Below are 18,773 nucleotides of genomic sequence, written 5' to 3'. Positions count from 1 at the left end.
GGGCTTTCTTGCTCAAAAAGTCAAGGAGGGGAAAACATTGAAACAAGCAGTTTGGTTTCCAACAGAAGAATATAAAGAAAAAACGCGTCTATTTAGTTGGATGAAATCATTAGGCTATGAAGATTACGAAGCTTTTTATAATAAGTCGATTGAAGAAACAGCGTGGTTTTGGGGAGAAGCTGAGAAAGCGGTTGGCTATCAGTGGATGAAACCATATACAGAAGTATTAGATTTAGAAAATGGTACACCTTTTGCACAGTGGTATAATGGGGGAACTTGTAATGTAGTAGAATCTGCTTTATCTCGCTGGCTTGCTGACGATGAAACGAAAACACAGCCAGCACTTATGTATGAAGGAGAAAATGGAACAACGAAGTCATTTACGTATGAAGAGCTTGATAGCTGGGTAAGCCGTGTTGCAAATGGCTTAAAACATGTAGGTATTGAGAAAGGCGATCGTGTAACAATTTATATGCCGATGATTCCTGAAACAGTTGTTGCTATGCTAGCTGTAATGAAAATTGGAGCGATTATTTCGCCAATATTTTCAGGATTTGCTGCTGATGCAGTTATGACTCGCGTACAAGCAGCTGGTTCAAAAATGATTATTACTGCAGATGGATTTTCACGTCGTGGGAAAATTGTTTCTTTAAAAGATGAAGTAGATAAAGCTTGTGAACATTGCCCAACTGTTGAAAAGGTTGTAATTGTTCGTCATGCAGGAAATGATTTTACACCGCATAACTATGATTTTTCATGGAGTACGTTAGAAAAAGAAAAACCATTTACACATGCTGAAGAAATGCATAGTGATGATCCGTTAATGCTCATTTATACATCAGGAACGACTGGAAAACCGAAAGGAACGGTACACACGCATGCTGGTTTCCCACTAAAGTCTGCATTTGATGCGGGATTTGGTATGAATATAAAACAAGGCGACCGGGTATTATGGGTAACCGATATGGGCTGGATGATGGGGCCATTTTTATTATTCGGTTCTCTTATTAATGGAGCAACGATGGTTATGTACGAAGGCGTTCCAGATTTCCCAGAAGCAGACCGCTTATGGGAGACAGTCGATAAATATAAAATTACTCATCTCGGTATTTCACCAACATTAATCCGTTCGTTAATGTCAAAAGGTGATGAGTATGTAAATAAACACTCGTTAAAGAGTTTAGAAGTATTCGCATCAACAGGAGAGCCTTGGAATCCAGATCCATGGATGTGGCTGTTTGAAACGGTTGGAAAAGGGAAAGTCCCAATCTGTAACTATTCAGGTGGAACTGAAATTTCTGGTGGGATTTTTGGGAATGTCCTAATTAAGCCGATTGCACCGATTAGTTTTAATGCATCTTTACCAGGAATGGCAGCGGTTGTACTCGATGACCAAGGTAAACCGATTCGTGATGAAGTTGGAGAATTATGTTTAGAAAAACCTTGGGTGGGTATGACGAAAAGTTTCTGGGAAGATGATGAGCGTTATGTAAACACATATTGGTCACGTTTTGAAAATAAATGGGTGCATGGTGACTGGGTCATTTATGACGGTGAACAATATATCATAACAGGACGTTCAGATGATACGCTAAATATTGCTGGAAAACGTATTGGACCTGCTGAATATGAATCTATTCTTGTGAAACATAATGATGTAATAGAAGCAGCAGCAATTGGTGTCCCTGACGAAGTAAAAGGTGAGGTTTGTCATTGCTTCGTAGTATTGCGGGACGGTGTAATCTTCTCGAGAGAATTAAAGAAAGAATTAATGAGCTTAGTAAACTCTCATATTGGAAAAGCATTATGCCCTAAAGATATTCACGTTGTAGAAGATTTACCAAAAACTCGTAATTCCAAAGTTATGAGACGTGTCATTAAAGCTGCATACTTAGGAAAAGAATTAGGAGACTTATCGTCACTTGTAAATCCTGAAGTGGTTCAGTTTATTCAGGGGTTACAGTCTAGCAAACTATAAAATTAAAAATATAAAAACTGACCTCTAACAATTAAAGGTCAGTTTTTATATTTTTCTCGCTTTGCAATTAATACAGAAGGACGTACTTATGTAGGTACTGTTTCTTCGGTAACTTGTGATGTCGTGAAGCTTGCTGCTATTCCTGGTTCAGTTGCAGCAATTATATCTGTATGTAAAATTGAAGCAATTATACCACCTGCTACAACTGTTACTGCTGAGTTTGATTTAAATGGTGTTGACGTAGCAAATAAAGCATAAATTATGCTTTATTTGTGTAAAGCCATTCTTGTGAATGGCTTTTTATTTTATACAAGAGGAAATATATTTTTCATATCGAAATAAGTTTGAGGGTATATAGAAGGGTGTACGAAAGGAGAATAGGAATGATTAAACTAGAAAACTTTACAAGAAATGATTTTAAGCAATTAATAAATTGGATCGATTCCAAAGAATTTTTAATACAATGGTCAGGAAATGCATTTACATATCCATTAAATGAACAGCAATTAGAAAGATATATCGAAAGTGCTAATTGTGAGAATTCAAATACGTTCGTTTTTAAAGTAATAGATGAAGAAACTAAAAACGTTATTGGGCACATTTCGCTTGAACAAATAGACAATGTAAATAAGTCTGCCAGAATTGGAAAAGTATTGGTTGGTGATACAAATATGAGAGGACGTTCTATAGGGAAGCAAATGATGAAAGCTGTACTATATATTGCTTTTAATGAATTAAAACTGCATCGAGTTACACTTGGTGTTTTTGATTTTAATACTTCAGCCATTACATGTTATGAAAAAATAGGGTTTGTAAAAGAAGGATTATTAAGAGATGCTAGAAAAGTAGGAGATAAGTATTGGAATTTATGGGAAATGAGTATGTTAGAATATGAATGGAACAATCAATAACGATAGTTTTTTATAATTATATTATGTTAATAATGATGAAAAGGGTTGGGTGGAATAATTATGAACGGTAAAACAAAGGTAATTACAATTGCAGCTGTTTCAGGGGGTGGGAAAACAACAATTACAGAAAGATTAGCTCGGGAGTTAAAAAATTCAAAGGCTCTATATTTTGATAGTTATAAGTTTAATAACTGCCCGGCAGACATTTGTAAATGGATAGATGATGGGGCCGATTATGATGAATGGGTACTAACACCATTGATTACTGATATTCAGCAACTCCGACAAAATAGTAATATAGACTATATTATTGTAGATTATCCGTTTGCCTACTTAAATAGTAGCATGCGAAATTTAATTGATGTAACTATTTATGTTGACACGCCTTTAGATATTGCGATGGCTAGACGGATTATAAGGGACTTTAAAGATGAACCAATTATTGAACTGCATAAAGATTTGAATCATTATATAACGCATGCGAGAAAAGCTTATGTAGAGGCAAGTAATACTGTTAAGCCAAATTCGGATATCGTTTTAGATGGATCATTATCTGTAAGTGAAATAATTGATCGAATAGTAGAGGAACTTAATCGAAGAGAAGTGATTGTGAATGGTTAAATGTATAGAGGAATATGTACAAGTTGATGACTTTAAAATATATACGAAAATATTTCAATTTTCGTGTTAGCTGCTGGTAAAAAAGCTTTTTATTCGCAAGATGCACAAATGAAATGGTTACAATTACAAGAAGAATTATTACAATTATCAACCAATAATAAATTTATAATTGCAGAAAATAGTGGTCACCATATTCAAAAAGATGAGCCACATTATGTAATAGATGCTGTAAAGTGGATAATAGATATGGAGAGTGATAAATGTGCTAGTTTTATTTCGGTATAATTGGCAAGTAAGAGAGGATTGGTTTAAGTGGTGTGAGCAACTTACTGAGGAAGAATTGCTTCGCAAACGTATTGGCGGTATTTTAGAAACACTATTTCATATTGTAGATGTAGAGTATAGCTGGATTAGTGCCCTTCAAGGAAATGAAGATAGAGCACCGCAGTTTAAAGATTATCAATCAATCCAAAAAGTGAAAGCATTATCTGATTTATATCGACGAGAATTAGAAGAGTTTTTGCAAGTATGGTCTGTTGATTTAGAATGTAAAATATTAAAAGCTTCATGGACAGACAAAACATATACATACGGAGAAGTTTTACGACATGTAATTGTACATGAGATTCATCATATAGGGCAAATATCTGTATGGGCAAGAGAGTTAAACCTTCAGCCCGTTTCAGCGAATTTAATAGGAAGGGGATTATAGATTTAGAAACCGACTTGCATTTAGCAAGTCGGCTTTTTTATATAAAAGAGAACTTTTAGTTAAAATCCTCTGATTTTTTTTGACGTATATGTAAAAACATTAAAATTGTAATGATGAAAAAAATCATAATCGTTTGTATAATTAAATTTTTAAACTGAAGCAATATTGTCCAAGATGTAACAGCGTCTTTGAAAGCTTGTAGTGCAGAGTAGGAGGAAGGCTCAAAACCATATTGAAGTAACTTTTTTGTTTCAATAAAAGCTGTGTTTTCTTCATTGGCGTCTAAAACTACAGAAATAAACCTTGTATCTCCTTGTTTTGCTGTGCCGACAAAACTATAATTACCGTTAGTTGAAAAACTTGTTTGTAAGCCATCAACACCTTTGAATTTAATGTTTTCATCAAGGGAATAAATCATTTTATTTGTGTTGAAAACTTGGAAATCTTTGAAGGTAAATTGGTAAGAGGTTAGTTTAGTAATATTTAATACGTCTGGATAATCTTTTATTAGTTGCGCTGTTAATTCAGCTGCGTCTATTGCAGTAGAAATCGATTGTTTATTATTCTCGTTATTTATTCCAGTAGAATTTAAAAATGGAGATTTTTGTGATAATTTTAGCTGTTTTGCTTTTTCATTCATTAACGTTGTAAAATTATCCTCATTTCCAGCAATGTGTTCTGCTAGTGCAAGTGCAGAACGATTATTTCCTGTTAAAAGCAATGCATGAAGTAAGTCACGAACAGTTGTGTTATCCTCCGATGTTACTTGTAGTGGACTCGTTTCTGTGTGAAAAACTTCGTTACTTATTTTCACAGATTCATCTAATTGTATTTTGCCATCATGAAGTTGTTCCAATACGATATACTCCGTCATTAATTTAGTTAAAGTGGGTGATTGAATAGGAGTTCTTTCATTTTTTTTATAAACAACTTCACCTGAATTAGCATCTATTAAAATGGCTGATTTAGCCTGGATAATTGGACCATTAACATATAAATAAAAATATAAAACAATAATTACTGTGATAAGAAAAGATAAAAATAATATTGCTATTTTCTTAAAGAATTGCATACGCGATCCTCCTTCAATTACATTAGTAACATTATTGTAAAAAGGAATGCTTAAATAGGAAGAAAGAAAAGGTAAAGAATTTCTAAAGAATTTTAAGGAATTATTAAATTTTGGATATTTATGGAAAATAAAAGGTTCAATTTCTTATCATATAAGAAATTGAACCTTAAAAGATGTAATATTAATTTTTATATGGAAGTAATTTTACAGTGAAAGTTGTCTTTTTATCATCACTATATACTTCAATTGTTCCTTTATGCAGTTCGACAATACTTTTCGCAATTGCTAAGCCGAGCCCAGATCCGCCTGTGTTTGTTGAGCGTGATTTCTCTACGCGATAAAAACGTTCAAAAATATGAGGTAAATCAGTACTTGGAATAGGTTGCCCGTAATTTGTAATATCAATTGCAATCATACTATTGCTTTCATAAGTTGTAATGTCTATGTGATCTCCATCATTTCCATAAGTTATAGCGTTTATGATTAGATTTTCAAACACACGCACTAATTTATCGCCATCAGCTTGTACCATTAGCTTTTGCAATGGGAAAGATGGGCGACATTCAATATTTGCTTCTTGGAGCTGTATCCGGAATTGGACAGTTAATTGCCCAAGCAGTTCTACAATATCAATGGGAACAGAATTTAAACTTAACTCTTTATTTTGAACACGTGTATATTCAAACAAATCATTCATTAATGTGTTTAGACGAGTAACTTTATCGTAAATGACTTGTATATAATGACGCAATTCCACTTCGTCTCTATAATTATCATGATGGATTAAATTCACATATCCAACTATAGATGTAAGGGGAGTCCGTAAGTCATGTGATACATTTGTAATAAGTTCGCTTTTTGCTTGTTCCGCCTGTCTTTCTTCATCAATTGACACTTTTAACTGTTCAACAATGTGATTGACTCCAGTAGCTAACTCTTCTAAATAATTATGATGTACAATCGATACTTTATGATTAAAGTGTCCGCTCGCAATATAACGAATTTCCTCGATCATTTTTTTTATACAAGCTTCATAGTAAAGCTTCTTTTCGTGGCGATAAAAAATGTAAAGGTAGGATGAGAAAATGGAAAATAAAAACAAATAAGAAACGGTCATCATCCATAAAGATTCCTTTAATCCTTTATATTTTTCATACCCAAAGATTCTAATAAATTCTTTGCCAAGTTCACTTAGAGTAAGTGAACTTTCAATTACACTTGTAACGAGACGATATATAATTAATTCGGTAATAGGTGTTAGTGTAATAGCCAATGAGAGCCAAAAAATTATTTTCCATTTTGGAATATCTTTTAGAATATCAAATGCTTCATTTCTCAATTTTATAGCCTACTCCCCAAACAGTATGAATAAATTTATCTCCATTCATTACAGTTTCAAGTTTATCTCGTAAATTACTAATGTGTACCATTACTGTTTTATTAGAACCATAACCATCTTCATTCCAAACGCGTTCAAATATTTCTTCAGAACTAAATACTCTTCCTGTATTACTTGCAAGTAAATATAAAATATCAAATTCAATAGATGTGAGCTTAATATATTCACCATTTACCTTAACTGTATGATTATGTTTATGTATTTCAACTGTGCGAATACGAATGTTGCCGTCTTCTTTCCTTTGTGTAGAAGCGTTTTGGAAAGAGGATCTTCGTAACAAAGCTTTCACTCTAGCGACTAATTCTAGTGGATTAAACGGTTTGATCATATAATCATCTGCACCGGTCATTAGGCCTAATATTTTATCCATATCTTCAGCTTTGGCACTAAGCATAAGAATAGGTACAGTATTATTTTCTCTTACCTCCTGGCAAACTTCTAATCCGTTTCGTTTTGGCATCATAATATCCAAAATCATAAGGTCAACTTCATATGTAGAGACCATTTGTAATGCTTCATCACCATCATAAGCTTTATAGATGTTGTAACCTTCATTTCGCAAATAAACTGCAAGCAATTCTACAATTTCTTTATCGTCATCAATTATTAATATGTTCTTATTCATTATATAGTTAATTCCTTTCCTTACAATTAATCAACATTACTATAATATCAAACATTTATGTGTTTTGTAGTAAAGATTCCATATAAAATTTCATGTAACGCATTAAAAAGGTATAAAAACATTTATAACGAATATAAAATAGAAGGATTATTTAAATTTCACATTATATTGAAAAATAGTAATCAGGAGGATATTAACGTGCTATATAATGAAATATATACATTTACTCCAACTGGAAAAATAGAAAACGATATAAATTCATTTCTATTAAAATACAATAAAGAAATTACATATAAACACTCTATTCGTGTAGCAAATGAAGCACGAAAAATTGCAGAAATGTTTCATGAAAACGAAGAAAAAGTAGCTATTGCAGCATATTTACATGACATTAGCGCAATCTTTCCGAATGAGGAGCGGATAGCAGTTGCTGAAGAATTTGGAATAGAAATTTTACAAGAAGAATGAAAATTCCCGATGATCATTCATCAAAAACTATCGAGAGTAATCGCGAAAGAGGTATTTAAAGTGGAAGACGAAGGAGTATTGAATGCAATTAGTTGCCACACTACTTTACGTAAAAATGCAACGAAGATGGATTTAGTACTGTTTATTGCAGATAAAATTGAATGGGATCAAAAAGGAAAGCCGCCATACATATTAAAAGTGAAAAATGGACTGGAAAAATCATTGGAACATGCTGCTTTCGCATATATCTCATATTTATGGAAAAAAAAGATACACTGAAAGCTATACACCCATGGCTAGAAGAAGCATATTGGCATTTAAAAGAAATTGTAGTTTAGAAAGGATATGAAAATGCAACTAAAAGAATATATGAGTCACACATTTCCAGGAGTAACATTAGTACCATATATATACTCTCAATGGGAAGACCATCTTCATTTTGATTTTGGAAAAGACATATATCAAAACATTGAAGGCTCCGATGATTTAAATATGGAATACTTCTCTCAACTATATACATATAATAAATATTTATTTGAAGATATATTTTCAATAGAAGATACAGTTTTTATAGTTACAAATGTTTATAGATATAAAAAGGAAAATATAAAAAATCCGCAGAAAATAAATGTATACAACCGATTTATTAAGAAGAGAGCATTAAAGTTTCATATAAGACAAGAAACATTACCTTTCCTATTTGAAGATCAAGAAGCTCACTTGTATTGTACATATCAATTTTCTTTAAAATGCCTTACGGAGGATATAAAATCTGTACCACTAATTAAAGCTGCTAATCATGAAGATTTTCCTAGGCTTTATCCACGTTTTGGGCGTAAGAAAGAAATGTCTTATCCGGATGTATTTCTCATAAACAAAACGAAAGATATTGTCATGTTTATTTATGATGATAGAGGATGTGAAGTAATTGCGAAGAATAAAGAAATGATACGGGATTTATATGAGGAATATAAAGAGTGGGTTCCAGATTATGAACGAGAAAGTATAGATGACTTATTTAGACGAAAATAGGAGGAAGTGAAGTATGTAATGAAACGTATTGCAATTGTATCTGCATGGGAACCAGAACTTACGTATTTGCATCAACATTATCCAAGTGAGCGTGTAGAAAAGAGAGCAGCTTGGGAATTTCATTTTCATTTTATTAATGAATTAGAAGTGATTTCAGTCGTAACTGGCGTCGGTAAAGTAAGTTGCGCTAGTTGTGTGCAACTATTAATAAGCGAATTCCAACCAGAGCAGTTATTTATGACAGGAATTTGCGGGAGCCTATCAGATAAAGTGAAAAATGGGCACATAGTTGTAGCTCTTAATACTTTACAGCACGATGTTACTGCGGCTGGTTCAGGAGAAGATATTTTTAATCTATATAATGGTAGAACAGCACCGATTGAAACAACTAAATCACTCGTAAAACGAATGAAGAAATTGCGTTCGTATGACCCAGTTCATTTTGGTACCTTTTTGTCAGGGGATCAGCGTATTCGTAGTTCAGAAATGAGATATTTACTGCATACTGTATACGGAGCTTTAGCTGTTGATCAAGAAGTAGCGGCATTCGCTTATGTGTGTCATGTAAATAATAAACCATTTTTATGTTTAAAAGCTGCTTCAGATCAAGCGAATGATAAAACGAAAGAAGAACAAAAGATTTTTAAAATGTTAGCCTGTGAACGAGCATGTGAGCATTTAATTGCTTTTTTACGTGTTTATGAAATTACTGTAGTAAACAATGGATAATAAGAGGAGTATAGTGATGGAAGCTGCAAATAAGATAGCGATTCTTGGTGCGAATGGAAAAGTCGGAAAATTCCTCATAAATCAAGCGTTAGAAAAGGGCTATCAAGTACGAATATTAACGAGAAATTCTAAAAATATGAGGATAACTAATGAAAATATAGAGACTATCAGTGGAGATGCCCGTGATTTCTCAGCTATACAGGAATTACTTCAAGGGTGTAAAGCAGTGATTAATGCGGTAGGTCAGCCCAAAAATGAATCTTATATTTTTAGTACAGTTACGAAGCATATTTTAAAAGTAATGAAGGAATATGAAATGAAGCGCTATATTCTTATTTCTGGGGGCTCCTTAAATGTAAAGGGAGATCAGAAGGGAATTGTAAATAAAATAGGGGCTAATTTGTTTCAATTATTTTTTCCAAAGATGATGCAGGATAAATATAAAGAATTGCAACTTATACAAAGTAGTGATGTAGATTGGACAATTGTTAGATTACCATTTGTTATAGAGGGAAATGGTATTGGAAATATAAAAGAAAGTTTAGTAGATATGCCAGGAATTAAAATTAAGAATGGAGATATTGCACCGTTTGTTATAAAACAAATAAATAGTGAGACATATGTAGGGAAATGTCCACTTATTTCAAATTAAGAGGTGAATTACAAGTGTTTACGTATTATGGTGAACTTTGTACAAAGATTTATGAAAGTGACAAATCAATTGCGAGTGGAAAAGAATTGGATTTTTATCTTTCTTTTGCAAAAGACAAAAACATGACAGTGTTAGAACCGATGTGCGGAAATGGTAGAATGTTAATTCCTTTTATGCAAAATGGTGTGAAAATAGAAGGATTTGATATTTCGAAAGATATGCTTAAGGTGTGCAAAGATAAAGCAGAAAAACTAAACTTAAAACCAGTTGTGTCACAAGGAAGAATAGAAAAATTCCATAGTGATAACAAATTCGATCTTATTATGATTCCTATTGGATCATTCTCCCTTTTACCAGATAATTTAGTAGATATTAGTCTTCAAAATATGAAAAATAACTTGAAAGAAAATGGAAAATTACTTCTTACTGTTGTACAAGGTGGAAGTGAAACAGAACAAATTCTAGATTGGATAGAGACAAATAGAAAAGAAATTAACAATGAATTAATTGTTGAGTATAGAAAAGTATCATATGATGAGACGAAAAAGCTCTTAAATATTATACTGAAATATGAAGTTAATCATGATGAGAAAATAGTAGAAACTGAGATCATGGATTTTCCTATAAGACTATATGATTTAAAAGAATTTGAAAATATACTAATTACTAATGGATTTAGTCAAATTGTTGTTCATGAAATAAAGGATGGATATGGTGAAGGGAATTCATTTCATGTGTTTGAATGTAGTATATAACAAGTCATAGCGGAGGATTATACTTATATGATTCAATACAAAAGATGTAGTGAAGTAAGTATAGAGTTAGTATATGAAGCTTTTAAGGACGGATTTTCAGATTATATTATTAAAATGGATGTTTCAAAAGAAGGTTTTATAAAAAGGTTTTTTGGACCAGAAGGGAATTCACTGGAACACTCCTTTCTTGCTTTAGATGATGATAAATCTGTTGGTGTAATACTTGGTGGTATAAAGATTTACGAAAGTATAAAAACAATGCGCTGCGGAACGTTAGCTGTTCATCCCAGTTATCGCGGCGTTGGTATTAGTCAAAAGTTATTTGAACTTCATAAAGAAGAGGCGATTCAAAATGAATGTAAGCAACTTTTTCTTGAAGTCATTGTAGGCAACGACCGAGCGATTCATTTTTATAATAAATTAGGTTATGAAAAAGTGTATGACCTTGTTTATTATAATTTAAATGATTTAACTAAAATAACAAATAATGATAATAGAAATATTGAAGTAAAAAGATTAGAGTTTCAAACATTTAAAGTTGAAATTCAGAAATGGCTTAACTTCCATGTAAATTGGCAAAATGATATTGATTATATCGAAAAAGCAAATAATACATATTACGGTGCATATTACGATAATGATTTAAAAGGTACTGTATGTATAAATGAACAAGGTAAAATTAGTTTTATATTCGTAGCCAAGGAATATAGAAATATTGGTATAGCGACGAGATTATTACAAGTCGCAAGTGAAGAGCTGAAATTATCAAGTTTATCAATCGGGTTTCCTAATAATAGCTCACTTCAGGGGTATTTGAAGAAATGCGGATTTGAAAAAAACTCTTTAGCACAATTTGAAATGTACCATTTATTATAAAAAGCAGAAAGTATTCTTTCTGCTTTTTATTTTGCCAGGGGGGAGAATATAGTATGGAATCTGTAAAACGAGTAGCATTAACATGCATTACTCATGATCCAACAGGGAGATTATTATCTACAATAAAAGAACTAAAAGAGGAATTGCTAAATTTAAATTATGACCAAAAATATATAACAATCAGTAATGTAACTCCAAGAGATATTGTAAAAGAACTGGAGGAATGTAATTTTCATATAACCATAGTCGAAAAATCAGGAGTAGGGAACGCCCGAAGAGATTCTCTAGGATTTGTTGGTAACTATGATCATGATTACTATCACTATTGTGATTTTGATCGTTTACTAACTTGGATTACAGAATATCCAGAGGAGCATAATGCTTTCATCCAGAATATAGTGGATGTAGATTATTTAATCATTGGAAGAACGGAGGCAGCTTTTCATACCCACCCTGAGGAATGGCAAATTACAGAAACAGTATCAAATAAAATTATGTCATTACAATTAGGTAAAGAAGTAGATATTACGGCTGGCTCATGTGTGTTATCAAAACAAGCAATAGACTACATAATAAAACATTCTAAATGCAGAATGACTGATGGAGAATGGCCGATGATTATAAACACTTTTACAGATTTTAATATTGATTACGTAGCAGTGGACGGTTTAAAATATGTGAACAAACTTAATCAAGACAATATTATTGATCCAATAAAATCATGGTCAATTAGATTAGAGCTCTCGTATATAATAAGTCAATCAATTTTGGAGCTAACAAAAACTTCTTAAATTAATTGAAGTGTAATAGAGATTTCTTTTTCAAATGAAATCATGTAAAATAAACACAGAACGTACATTCGTTTTGGTGAAAAGGAGGTTAATTAATAATGTTAGCTGTAATAAATAAACAAAGTAATGAATACGTAGTACAATTTGATCGTCATTTTCCATATACGATAGAAGAAGTTTGGTCTGTATTAACAGATAATAATAAGTTAAAAAAGTGGATGTCTAATTTGCAAATAGAAGACCTTTGTACAGGTGGAATTATAAAGTTTGATATGATGGATGGCACATTTATAAACATTGATATTTTAGAATGTCAAATAAATTTAGTACTAGAATTCACATGGGGTAAAGATCGTGTCCGATTTGAAATACATAAAAAAGAAAATGGATGCCTTTTACTACTTAAAGAATTTATTCATGAATTAACAGATCATACACCGAAAGATATAGCAGGATGGCATATTTGTTTAGACCTTTTTTCTTCTGTTTTAGAAGGGGAAGAAAAAGAGTTTTCAAAAGATGAGTGGGAATATTGGTTTAACAAATATAAGGTGAAGATCGATGAATTGAAAGGGTATTGATTATGAAATTCGAATTTATTGTGTAATTATTATCTTATAAAAGCGGTTTTTAAAAACGATAGGAATAGAGGTTAATATGAAAGTAAATCAATTAATTGCGAACAATATAAACAAATTAGACGTAGAAATACCAGTAAATAAATCGTTTGGAATTGCTGGTTTATCTGGATCTGGTAAAACAACTTTTTGTCAAACAATTGGTGAAGAATCCAAGAAGCGTCTTGTTTCGTTATTGCCAAAAGCTGAATATCAGTATTTATTTCCTAATATTATGGAAACAAATTTTAGTGCTATTAAAATGGAAGAAATGCCTTTAGTACTTTTTCTAGGTAAATCATCGATTTCTTCCAATCCACGTTCTACAATTGGTACCCATACGGGCGTATTTAAAGAGATTCGTGAGAGGCTTGCTGGAAAATTTGATCTTTCTCCAGAGGCCTTTTCATTTAATAATCCGTTAGGTTGGTGTCCTGGTTGTAAAGGACGCGGTACTACTAAAAATATTGAGTGTAAAAAATGTGAGGGCAAACGATATAGTCAAGAGGTTGAGCAATATACAATTGAATTGTTTGATAATCCACATACTATTTCCGATATTAATGATTTAAGTATTGAATCTATTCTTTCGTTAGCAGAGGTTTTAAATATTAGTGAAGCGAAACAACATATTCTTCAAAACATTATCAATATGAATATTGGCTACTTAACATTAAATCGAATAATGGGTACACTGTCAGGTGGAGAATTAACACGACTTTATTTGGCTGAATTTATGGCAGTAAGTGAAAATACAGTAATAATTATTGATGAAATCTCAGTAGGGCTTGATCATCAAACACTATTGAAGATATTAGAAGAGATTAAACAATTAGGATGTAAGAATCAAATTTGGCTCATTGATCATTCAGATACAGTGCTTGATACAACTGATGAACAATTGTTCTTTGGACCAGGTAGCGGGAAATATGGCGGGAAAATTGTTGAAGAATCACCAAGGCCAGAGCCAATACATTGGGAACGTAATCAGGAAATGCCAACAGAATATTATACATTCCATGATTTATATTGCCGTAATATTCAAATGGCTGAGTTTCGGATTCCTAAAAATAGGCTTGTAACTGTTTCGGGAGAATCAGGATGTGGTAAATCTACACTTGTCAATGAATGTATAGCTAAAGATTTCTTGAAACGATATCCAAAAGATAAATTAGTTATGGTAGGTCAAGATCGAAACCAATCAATTACAAGTCGATCAACTGTTGCAACTTTTCTTGATATTAAAAAGAAACTTACAAAATATAGTGACGATATAGATGATATTTTTGAGCGGTCGATTGAAGAGATCATTGATGACCTTCCAAATGAAGATATCGCTTATAAACGCTTGAACCTATTAATCAAACTTGGACTTGGTTATTTGACATTAGAGAGAAAAACACAAACATTATCAACTGGTGAGTTTCAATGTGTTCATTTAGTTTCGGAGTTATTTGCAAACTCAAGAAACCCACATACACTATTTATTTTTGACGAGCCTTCAAAAGGTCTATCACAAAATATTTTAAATCAATTTATTGATAGTGTCAGGGGTATTTTGCAAGATGATTCAGTTTCAATCGTAATGATTGAACATAATGCTTATATGCTAAAAAGCTCTGACTTTATCGTTGATTTTGGTAAAAGACAGCTTGAATCTGTAGAATACCTTGATGTTGTGAGCCATGATGAGTATTATTGTCAAAAAAATGTTGTAGATAGAGTTGCTTCATTGCAAATTTCTTCTACTCTTAATCAACAAAATGGAATTAATTATTTAGAAAAAAATCATATTGCTTATTTTAAAAATGCAGAAAAAATCTATAAGGGTGGCATTTTAAAAAGCTTATCTTCAATGGCACGATTAATTTACGGTGAATACGAATCTGATACAATTGCCCCTGTAGTCGCTATTGATCTGGAAAGACATTTGTATAGTCAGTATAGCTTCCTGTATGAAATTGGTGGATTAATTAATCATATTGTGGCCGCACATCCGACTAATAAAGATACGAGAAGCTTCGATTTCTATTCCCAAGATAATCATTGTCCATCATGCTCAGGACGACTTGAAATTGAGATCTTTGATAAAGAGATTGTAATCCAAGATAAAAACGTTCCATTTTGGGATGGTTTATTCTATCCAGAAATAATGAAAGTATTAAAATTTTATCAATATGAAAAAATAGAATTTCTATTTGAAGAAATTAAAAATGAGCTTGGTCATGATTTGACGAAAAGTTATAATGATATGTCTGATGAAGAAAAACATACATTTTGGTATGGTTATTTTGAAAAATCATTTTATGATAAGAAAGGAAAAACACGAAGAACATGGGTAGGATTTAATACGATTATTGGTGGATATATTGTTATTTCAAAAGCACCTATTAAAGAAGATATTAAGGCTTCTAAAGAAATGATCATATGTCCAATTTGTGATGGGACGGTTTTAAACCACCATAAACAGCTTAAATTTGAAAATGTAGATATCCGTGAAATTATCAATCAGCCACTTAACAAAGTATTAAAAATAGTAGGCGATTTACCTGCACTCGTTAAATTGAAATCCATTGTAGGTGACGATATGGTTCTAACCGAAGATATTTCGTTACTATCTAGAAAAACGCAAGTTGCACTGAAAATGTTTGAACTAGAACAAGCAAGTTTCTCAAACTATGAAATGGTGTTACAAAATGTCTTACCATTCTGGGGCGAAATTAAATATAATATCGAATCAATCAGCGATAAAAATAGAGTAACTATATGTGATTTCCAAAATATCAATGAAACAAAAGAAGATATTATAGAAAAATATTTCACAAATGGGAAATATAAAAAGCTAACATATGTCTATGAAGCTTTTGGATACAAAAAATTAATTACGCAAATTAATAAAATAAAAAAAAGCAACCCATGTCCATTTTGTAAAGGTAAGAAAGTAATAACAGAAGATAATCTACATGACGGTGTGTTTAAATTAACAATTCCATGTGTAACTTGTTATGAAAGTGGTATCAATGATGAAGGGCGTAAAGAAATTGTTGATGGCATAGACGTGCAAACATGGTTAACTGGTAAAGTAAGTGATGTTGTGGATGAAAGCTTACGAACGGAGGATGTTGCAGGTATTCTAATATTTAATCGAATTCGTGAGTTGAATAAACGAGAAATGATGGCAGTTTATGAATGCCTTGAGAAAAATAATTGAACTTAATAATTCGTATGTAGTTTAATTAAGGCGGTTACAAAAACAAAAATATGCACAATTCATTATGTTAATATAACATAATGAATTGTTGTTTAAATAATTATAAAGGGTTGACTCTCACACTATGTCATTGTTCATGCTATAGTTGAGCTTCGAGATTGATGTAATTTATCACGTTAGTCCAGCGATGGAATCAGATCCTTTTAAGTGCGTTACTGAAGTTTGTTATCCAATTAAAAAATGATAAAGAAAAAAGGCATAATTTATATGCCTTTTTTTATCTAAACTTAACCGTAAATATCAAAATTGGCTTTTCTATTTCAATTAACCAATCATACATAAATATAACTCCCATCCATCATAGTTTTCGTATCGGACTACATAATGCAATAAAAACTTCAAGTAGCTTCGTAAAAGCAGCTAAAGCAAATACAAACACTGGATTATAAGCTGAAACAATGCCACCTACTAATGCCCCCAGTGGCATAGCTAATCGAGTAAGTACACGTGAAAATCCTAATACCCTTCCTTGCATATTTGATGGGACAGTTTCCTGACGAACCGATGCAATAATTGTATTCCATGCAATATTACAGGTCATTGCGATACCGAAAGCGATGCCAGGTGCTATCCAACATGTACTCCATAGTGCAATAGTTAAGCCAAGTGCCCCCAAAAATAGAAGTAAAGGAATAAGAACGCCGCGCCGTAACCTCTTTTCTAAAGGAACTGCAATCAAGCTACCTAAAAGACCACCTATTCCAATTAACGAATAATTAAAACCACTTTGTTCTGGGGTAAGATGCAATGTGGATAGTAAATAATACATGAGTACACCTAAAACCGCACTTGCTCCAAAGTTTCCTACCATAGCTTGAAAAGATAAAGCTATATTTAAGCGATCATTTTTGAGCCATTTAAACCCATCTAACAAATCAGCTAGTACATTTTGAAGTGTATTCTTATCATTATTTTTACTGTTTAAAGTTATAATTGATGGTAATAACATCACAGCAACTAATGTTGCGATAAATGAGAGAACATTTATCCAAAGAACTTGAAAACCACCAATAAAAGAAATGCAAAGACCGGCCAACATAGGTCCCAAAAGACTAGATAGTTGATTTACCATTTGATATAGAGAATTGGCCTTTGTTAATGATGCTCCAGCAATGTGCGGAATAACTGTAACGGTTGTTACATCAAAAAGCATAGACATAACAGCTAAAATAAAAGTAATTACGTATAAGTGCCATATTTCTAATAGATGTAATGAATGTAGAATTGGTACGAGACTTACTAAAATAATACTGATTGTATCTGCAATCCATAGTAATCTTCTCCGATCATATCGATCTACAATAACGCCAACTATAGGACCAAATAAAACGATTGGTAATACGTTAATAGCAAATAAAGAACTCATGATAACTGCCGAACCAGTTAATTGATAGGCAATCCAAGGAAATGCGAAGGTATATAGCGAATCCCCAATCCTTGAAATAAATAAACCGAAAATAAAAATCTTGTACTCTTTAGAAAAAGTTGTGCTTACAGTCATACTTCTTTCTTGTTTCAATTTCACAATTGTATGTACCACCTTTTTATAGAGGAATTTGAAAATACTCCGTCCAATACTTATTAAGTATAGATTTCTGTAAAAATTTGTTGAATCCTACTTTGATAAGTTTTATTTTGTAAATAAGAAGGAGAGATAGAAATGAAGGCAGCTTTCCTAGATTGGGAGTTATGGTAAGAATACTGTTAATTGGACTGTGGAGTTAAAAAAAGATAACCATAATATAATTATAGTAAACTGTTTTGATGGATAATAGTTAATCATTTTCAAGTTAATATAGCATTGGGAAAACAATTGGGGATTTGAAGGGGGAAGTTTGATACATATTAATGGAAATGTACGAACATCTGGAGCTTATGTTCTTTATAAAAATCTATTTGTTTTTCAAGTTGGCCCAACGAGTAAAGGTGATTCATTAGGTGTAGTAAGGTTGGGAGGACATAAAGAAAACAATGAAACAGTAGTAGAAACTGCTAAAAGAGAGGTGAAAGAAGAAGCTGCTATCGACATTACTATATTGAATTCACCATTTACATTTTACAAAAAGAATTGGAATGCACGATCAAAGAAAATAAAAGTAGAAAACGAAGTGTTTGGAAATTTAATGTTTTAATAATTTGTATTTTATAATATATAATTAAATAATGTTACAGGTTATTATACATATAATCTTCCAAAAGAGGTGAAATTGATGAAATGCCGTATTGTTCGAAGTAACTAGTTATTTGGGGCTGAAAAATGCGTA

At 32.0% G+C, this 18,773-nt stretch carries 16 protein-coding genes and 5 pseudogenes; 17 read left to right on the top strand and 4 right to left on the bottom strand.

Going from position 1 to position 18,773, the window contains the following annotated elements; translation table 11 throughout:
* The first annotated feature begins 37 nt into the window (after positions 1 to 37).
* The 6 genes and pseudogenes from ACTFQM_RS02940 (at position 38) to ACTFQM_RS02915 (ending at position 4,222) form a co-directional block, all read left to right on the top strand.
* Entirely contained in the window at positions 38 to 1,978 is a 1,941-nt protein-coding gene (locus ACTFQM_RS02940) for an AMP-binding protein (protein ID WP_440033386.1), read from the top strand.
* A gap of 66 nt (positions 1,979 to 2,044) precedes the next feature.
* Positions 2,045 to 2,236: pseudogene (locus ACTFQM_RS02935) on the top strand (hypothetical protein); the annotation flags it as partial.
* Positions 2,237 to 2,361: 125 nt separating this feature from the next.
* Positions 2,362 to 2,889, top strand: coding sequence for a GNAT family N-acetyltransferase (locus ACTFQM_RS02930; protein WP_440033385.1), 528 nt, complete (start codon positions 2,362 to 2,364; stop codon positions 2,887 to 2,889).
* Positions 2,890 to 2,949: 60 nt separating this feature from the next.
* Positions 2,950 to 3,510: a hypothetical protein gene (locus tag ACTFQM_RS02925; RefSeq protein WP_440033384.1), complete on the top strand. Its 561-nt coding sequence runs from the start codon at positions 2,950 to 2,952 to the stop codon at positions 3,508 to 3,510.
* Positions 3,511 to 3,558: 48 nt separating this feature from the next.
* Positions 3,559 to 3,795 (top strand): annotated as a pseudogene (locus ACTFQM_RS02920) (alpha/beta hydrolase); the annotation flags it as partial.
* A complete protein-coding gene (locus tag ACTFQM_RS02915; protein ID WP_440033383.1) occupies positions 3,773 to 4,222 on the top strand; it encodes a DinB family protein in 450 nt (149 codons plus the stop codon). The pseudogene ACTFQM_RS02920 and the gene ACTFQM_RS02915, both read left to right, overlap by 23 nt.
* Positions 4,223 to 4,277: 55 nt before the next feature.
* On the opposite strand, the gene ACTFQM_RS02910 is transcribed toward ACTFQM_RS02915, so the two are convergent.
* The 3 genes from ACTFQM_RS02910 to ACTFQM_RS02900 all read right to left on the bottom strand — a co-directional run bounded on the left by ACTFQM_RS02910 (position 4,278) and on the right by ACTFQM_RS02900 (position 7,318).
* A complete protein-coding gene (locus tag ACTFQM_RS02910) occupies positions 4,278 to 5,294 on the bottom strand; it encodes a D-alanyl-D-alanine carboxypeptidase family protein (RefSeq protein ID WP_440033382.1) in 1,017 nt (338 codons plus the stop codon).
* Between the two features lie 181 nt (positions 5,295 to 5,475).
* Complete coding sequence (locus tag ACTFQM_RS02905) at positions 5,476 to 6,633, bottom strand: sensor histidine kinase (protein WP_440033381.1); 1,158 nt, start codon at positions 6,631 to 6,633, stop codon at positions 5,476 to 5,478.
* Positions 6,623 to 7,318: a response regulator transcription factor gene (locus ACTFQM_RS02900; RefSeq protein ID WP_002172052.1), complete on the bottom strand. Its 696-nt coding sequence runs from the start codon at positions 7,316 to 7,318 to the stop codon at positions 6,623 to 6,625. Before ACTFQM_RS02900 ends, ACTFQM_RS02905 begins: the two co-directional genes overlap by 11 nt.
* A gap of 198 nt (positions 7,319 to 7,516) precedes the next feature.
* On the opposite strand from ACTFQM_RS02900, the pseudogene yqeK reads away from it, so the two are divergent.
* The 10 genes and pseudogenes from yqeK to ACTFQM_RS02850 all read left to right on the top strand — a co-directional run.
* A pseudogene (gene yqeK / locus ACTFQM_RS02895) lies at positions 7,517 to 8,124 on the top strand (bis(5'-nucleosyl)-tetraphosphatase (symmetrical) YqeK).
* Between the two features lie 13 nt (positions 8,125 to 8,137).
* On the top strand, positions 8,138 to 8,818 hold the full coding sequence (locus ACTFQM_RS02890; protein ID WP_440033380.1) for a DUF3885 domain-containing protein: 681 nt from the start codon (positions 8,138 to 8,140) through the stop codon (positions 8,816 to 8,818).
* A gap of 18 nt (positions 8,819 to 8,836) precedes the next feature.
* Entirely contained in the window at positions 8,837 to 9,547 is a 711-nt protein-coding gene (mtnN, locus tag ACTFQM_RS02885; RefSeq protein WP_400486422.1) for a 5'-methylthioadenosine/S-adenosylhomocysteine nucleosidase, read from the top strand.
* A 16-nt stretch (positions 9,548 to 9,563) separates the two neighbouring features.
* A complete protein-coding gene (locus ACTFQM_RS02880; protein ID WP_440033378.1) occupies positions 9,564 to 10,199 on the top strand; it encodes an SDR family oxidoreductase in 636 nt (211 codons plus the stop codon).
* Positions 10,200 to 10,213: 14 nt separating this feature from the next.
* The gene (locus ACTFQM_RS02875) at positions 10,214 to 10,954 is read left to right on the top strand and encodes a class I SAM-dependent methyltransferase (RefSeq protein ID WP_440033377.1); all 741 of its coding nucleotides are present in this window, start codon (positions 10,214 to 10,216) and stop codon (positions 10,952 to 10,954) included.
* 27 nt (positions 10,955 to 10,981) lie between these two features.
* The gene (locus tag ACTFQM_RS02870; RefSeq protein ID WP_440033376.1) at positions 10,982 to 11,830 is read left to right on the top strand and encodes a GNAT family N-acetyltransferase; all 849 of its coding nucleotides are present in this window, start codon (positions 10,982 to 10,984) and stop codon (positions 11,828 to 11,830) included.
* Positions 11,831 to 11,883: 53 nt separating this feature from the next.
* Complete coding sequence (locus tag ACTFQM_RS02865) at positions 11,884 to 12,621, top strand: hypothetical protein (RefSeq protein ID WP_440033375.1); 738 nt, start codon at positions 11,884 to 11,886, stop codon at positions 12,619 to 12,621.
* Between the two features lie 98 nt (positions 12,622 to 12,719).
* Complete coding sequence (locus tag ACTFQM_RS02860; RefSeq protein ID WP_242272894.1) at positions 12,720 to 13,202, top strand: SRPBCC family protein; 483 nt, start codon at positions 12,720 to 12,722, stop codon at positions 13,200 to 13,202.
* A gap of 76 nt (positions 13,203 to 13,278) precedes the next feature.
* Complete coding sequence (locus ACTFQM_RS02855; protein ID WP_440033374.1) at positions 13,279 to 16,449, top strand: ATP-binding cassette domain-containing protein; 3,171 nt, start codon at positions 13,279 to 13,281, stop codon at positions 16,447 to 16,449.
* Between the two features lie 166 nt (positions 16,450 to 16,615).
* A pseudogene (locus ACTFQM_RS02850) lies at positions 16,616 to 16,693 on the top strand (MerR family transcriptional regulator); the annotation flags it as partial.
* Positions 16,694 to 16,807: 114 nt separating this feature from the next.
* Here the strand turns inward: ACTFQM_RS02850 and ACTFQM_RS02845 are convergent.
* Positions 16,808 to 18,034 carry an MFS transporter gene (locus ACTFQM_RS02845; RefSeq protein WP_440033373.1) on the bottom strand — a complete coding sequence of 409 codons (1,227 nt, stop codon included), beginning with the start codon at positions 18,032 to 18,034 and terminating at the stop codon, positions 16,808 to 16,810.
* A gap of 310 nt (positions 18,035 to 18,344) precedes the next feature.
* On the opposite strand from ACTFQM_RS02845, the pseudogene ACTFQM_RS02840 reads away from it, so the two are divergent.
* Positions 18,345 to 18,620 (top strand): annotated as a pseudogene (locus ACTFQM_RS02840) (NUDIX hydrolase); the annotation flags it as partial.
* Positions 18,621 to 18,773 lie beyond the last annotated feature (153 nt).

Source organism: Bacillus cereus group sp. MYBK30-2 (genome assembly GCF_051915945.1).
Lineage (GTDB): Bacteria > Bacillota > Bacilli > Bacillales > Bacillaceae_G > Bacillus_A > Bacillus_A paramycoides.
This window is presented reverse-complemented; position numbering and strand designations above follow the sequence as displayed.

What these genes read in the sequence shown, in the direction of transcription:
- ACTFQM_RS02930 (WP_440033385.1), top strand. Translation starts at nt 2,362, where the DNA reads ATGATTAAACTAGAAAACTTTACAAGAAATGATTTTAAGCAATTAATA.
- ACTFQM_RS02925 (WP_440033384.1), top strand. Translation starts at nt 2,950, where the DNA reads ATGAACGGTAAAACAAAGGTAATTACAATTGCAGCTGTTTCAGGGGGT.
- ACTFQM_RS02910 (WP_440033382.1), bottom strand. Translation starts at nt 5,294, where the DNA reads ATGCAATTCTTTAAGAAAATAGCAATATTATTTTTATCTTTTCTTATC.
- ACTFQM_RS02900 (WP_002172052.1), bottom strand. Translation starts at nt 7,318, where the DNA reads ATGAATAAGAACATATTAATAATTGATGACGATAAAGAAATTGTAGAA.
- ACTFQM_RS02890 (WP_440033380.1), top strand. Translation starts at nt 8,138, where the DNA reads ATGCAACTAAAAGAATATATGAGTCACACATTTCCAGGAGTAACATTA.
- mtnN (WP_400486422.1), top strand. Translation starts at nt 8,837, where the DNA reads ATGAAACGTATTGCAATTGTATCTGCATGGGAACCAGAACTTACGTAT.
- ACTFQM_RS02880 (WP_440033378.1), top strand. Translation starts at nt 9,564, where the DNA reads ATGGAAGCTGCAAATAAGATAGCGATTCTTGGTGCGAATGGAAAAGTC.
- ACTFQM_RS02870 (WP_440033376.1), top strand. Translation starts at nt 10,982, where the DNA reads ATGATTCAATACAAAAGATGTAGTGAAGTAAGTATAGAGTTAGTATAT.
- ACTFQM_RS02865 (WP_440033375.1), top strand. Translation starts at nt 11,884, where the DNA reads ATGGAATCTGTAAAACGAGTAGCATTAACATGCATTACTCATGATCCA.
- ACTFQM_RS02860 (WP_242272894.1), top strand. Translation starts at nt 12,720, where the DNA reads ATGTTAGCTGTAATAAATAAACAAAGTAATGAATACGTAGTACAATTT.
- ACTFQM_RS02855 (WP_440033374.1), top strand. Translation starts at nt 13,279, where the DNA reads ATGAAAGTAAATCAATTAATTGCGAACAATATAAACAAATTAGACGTA.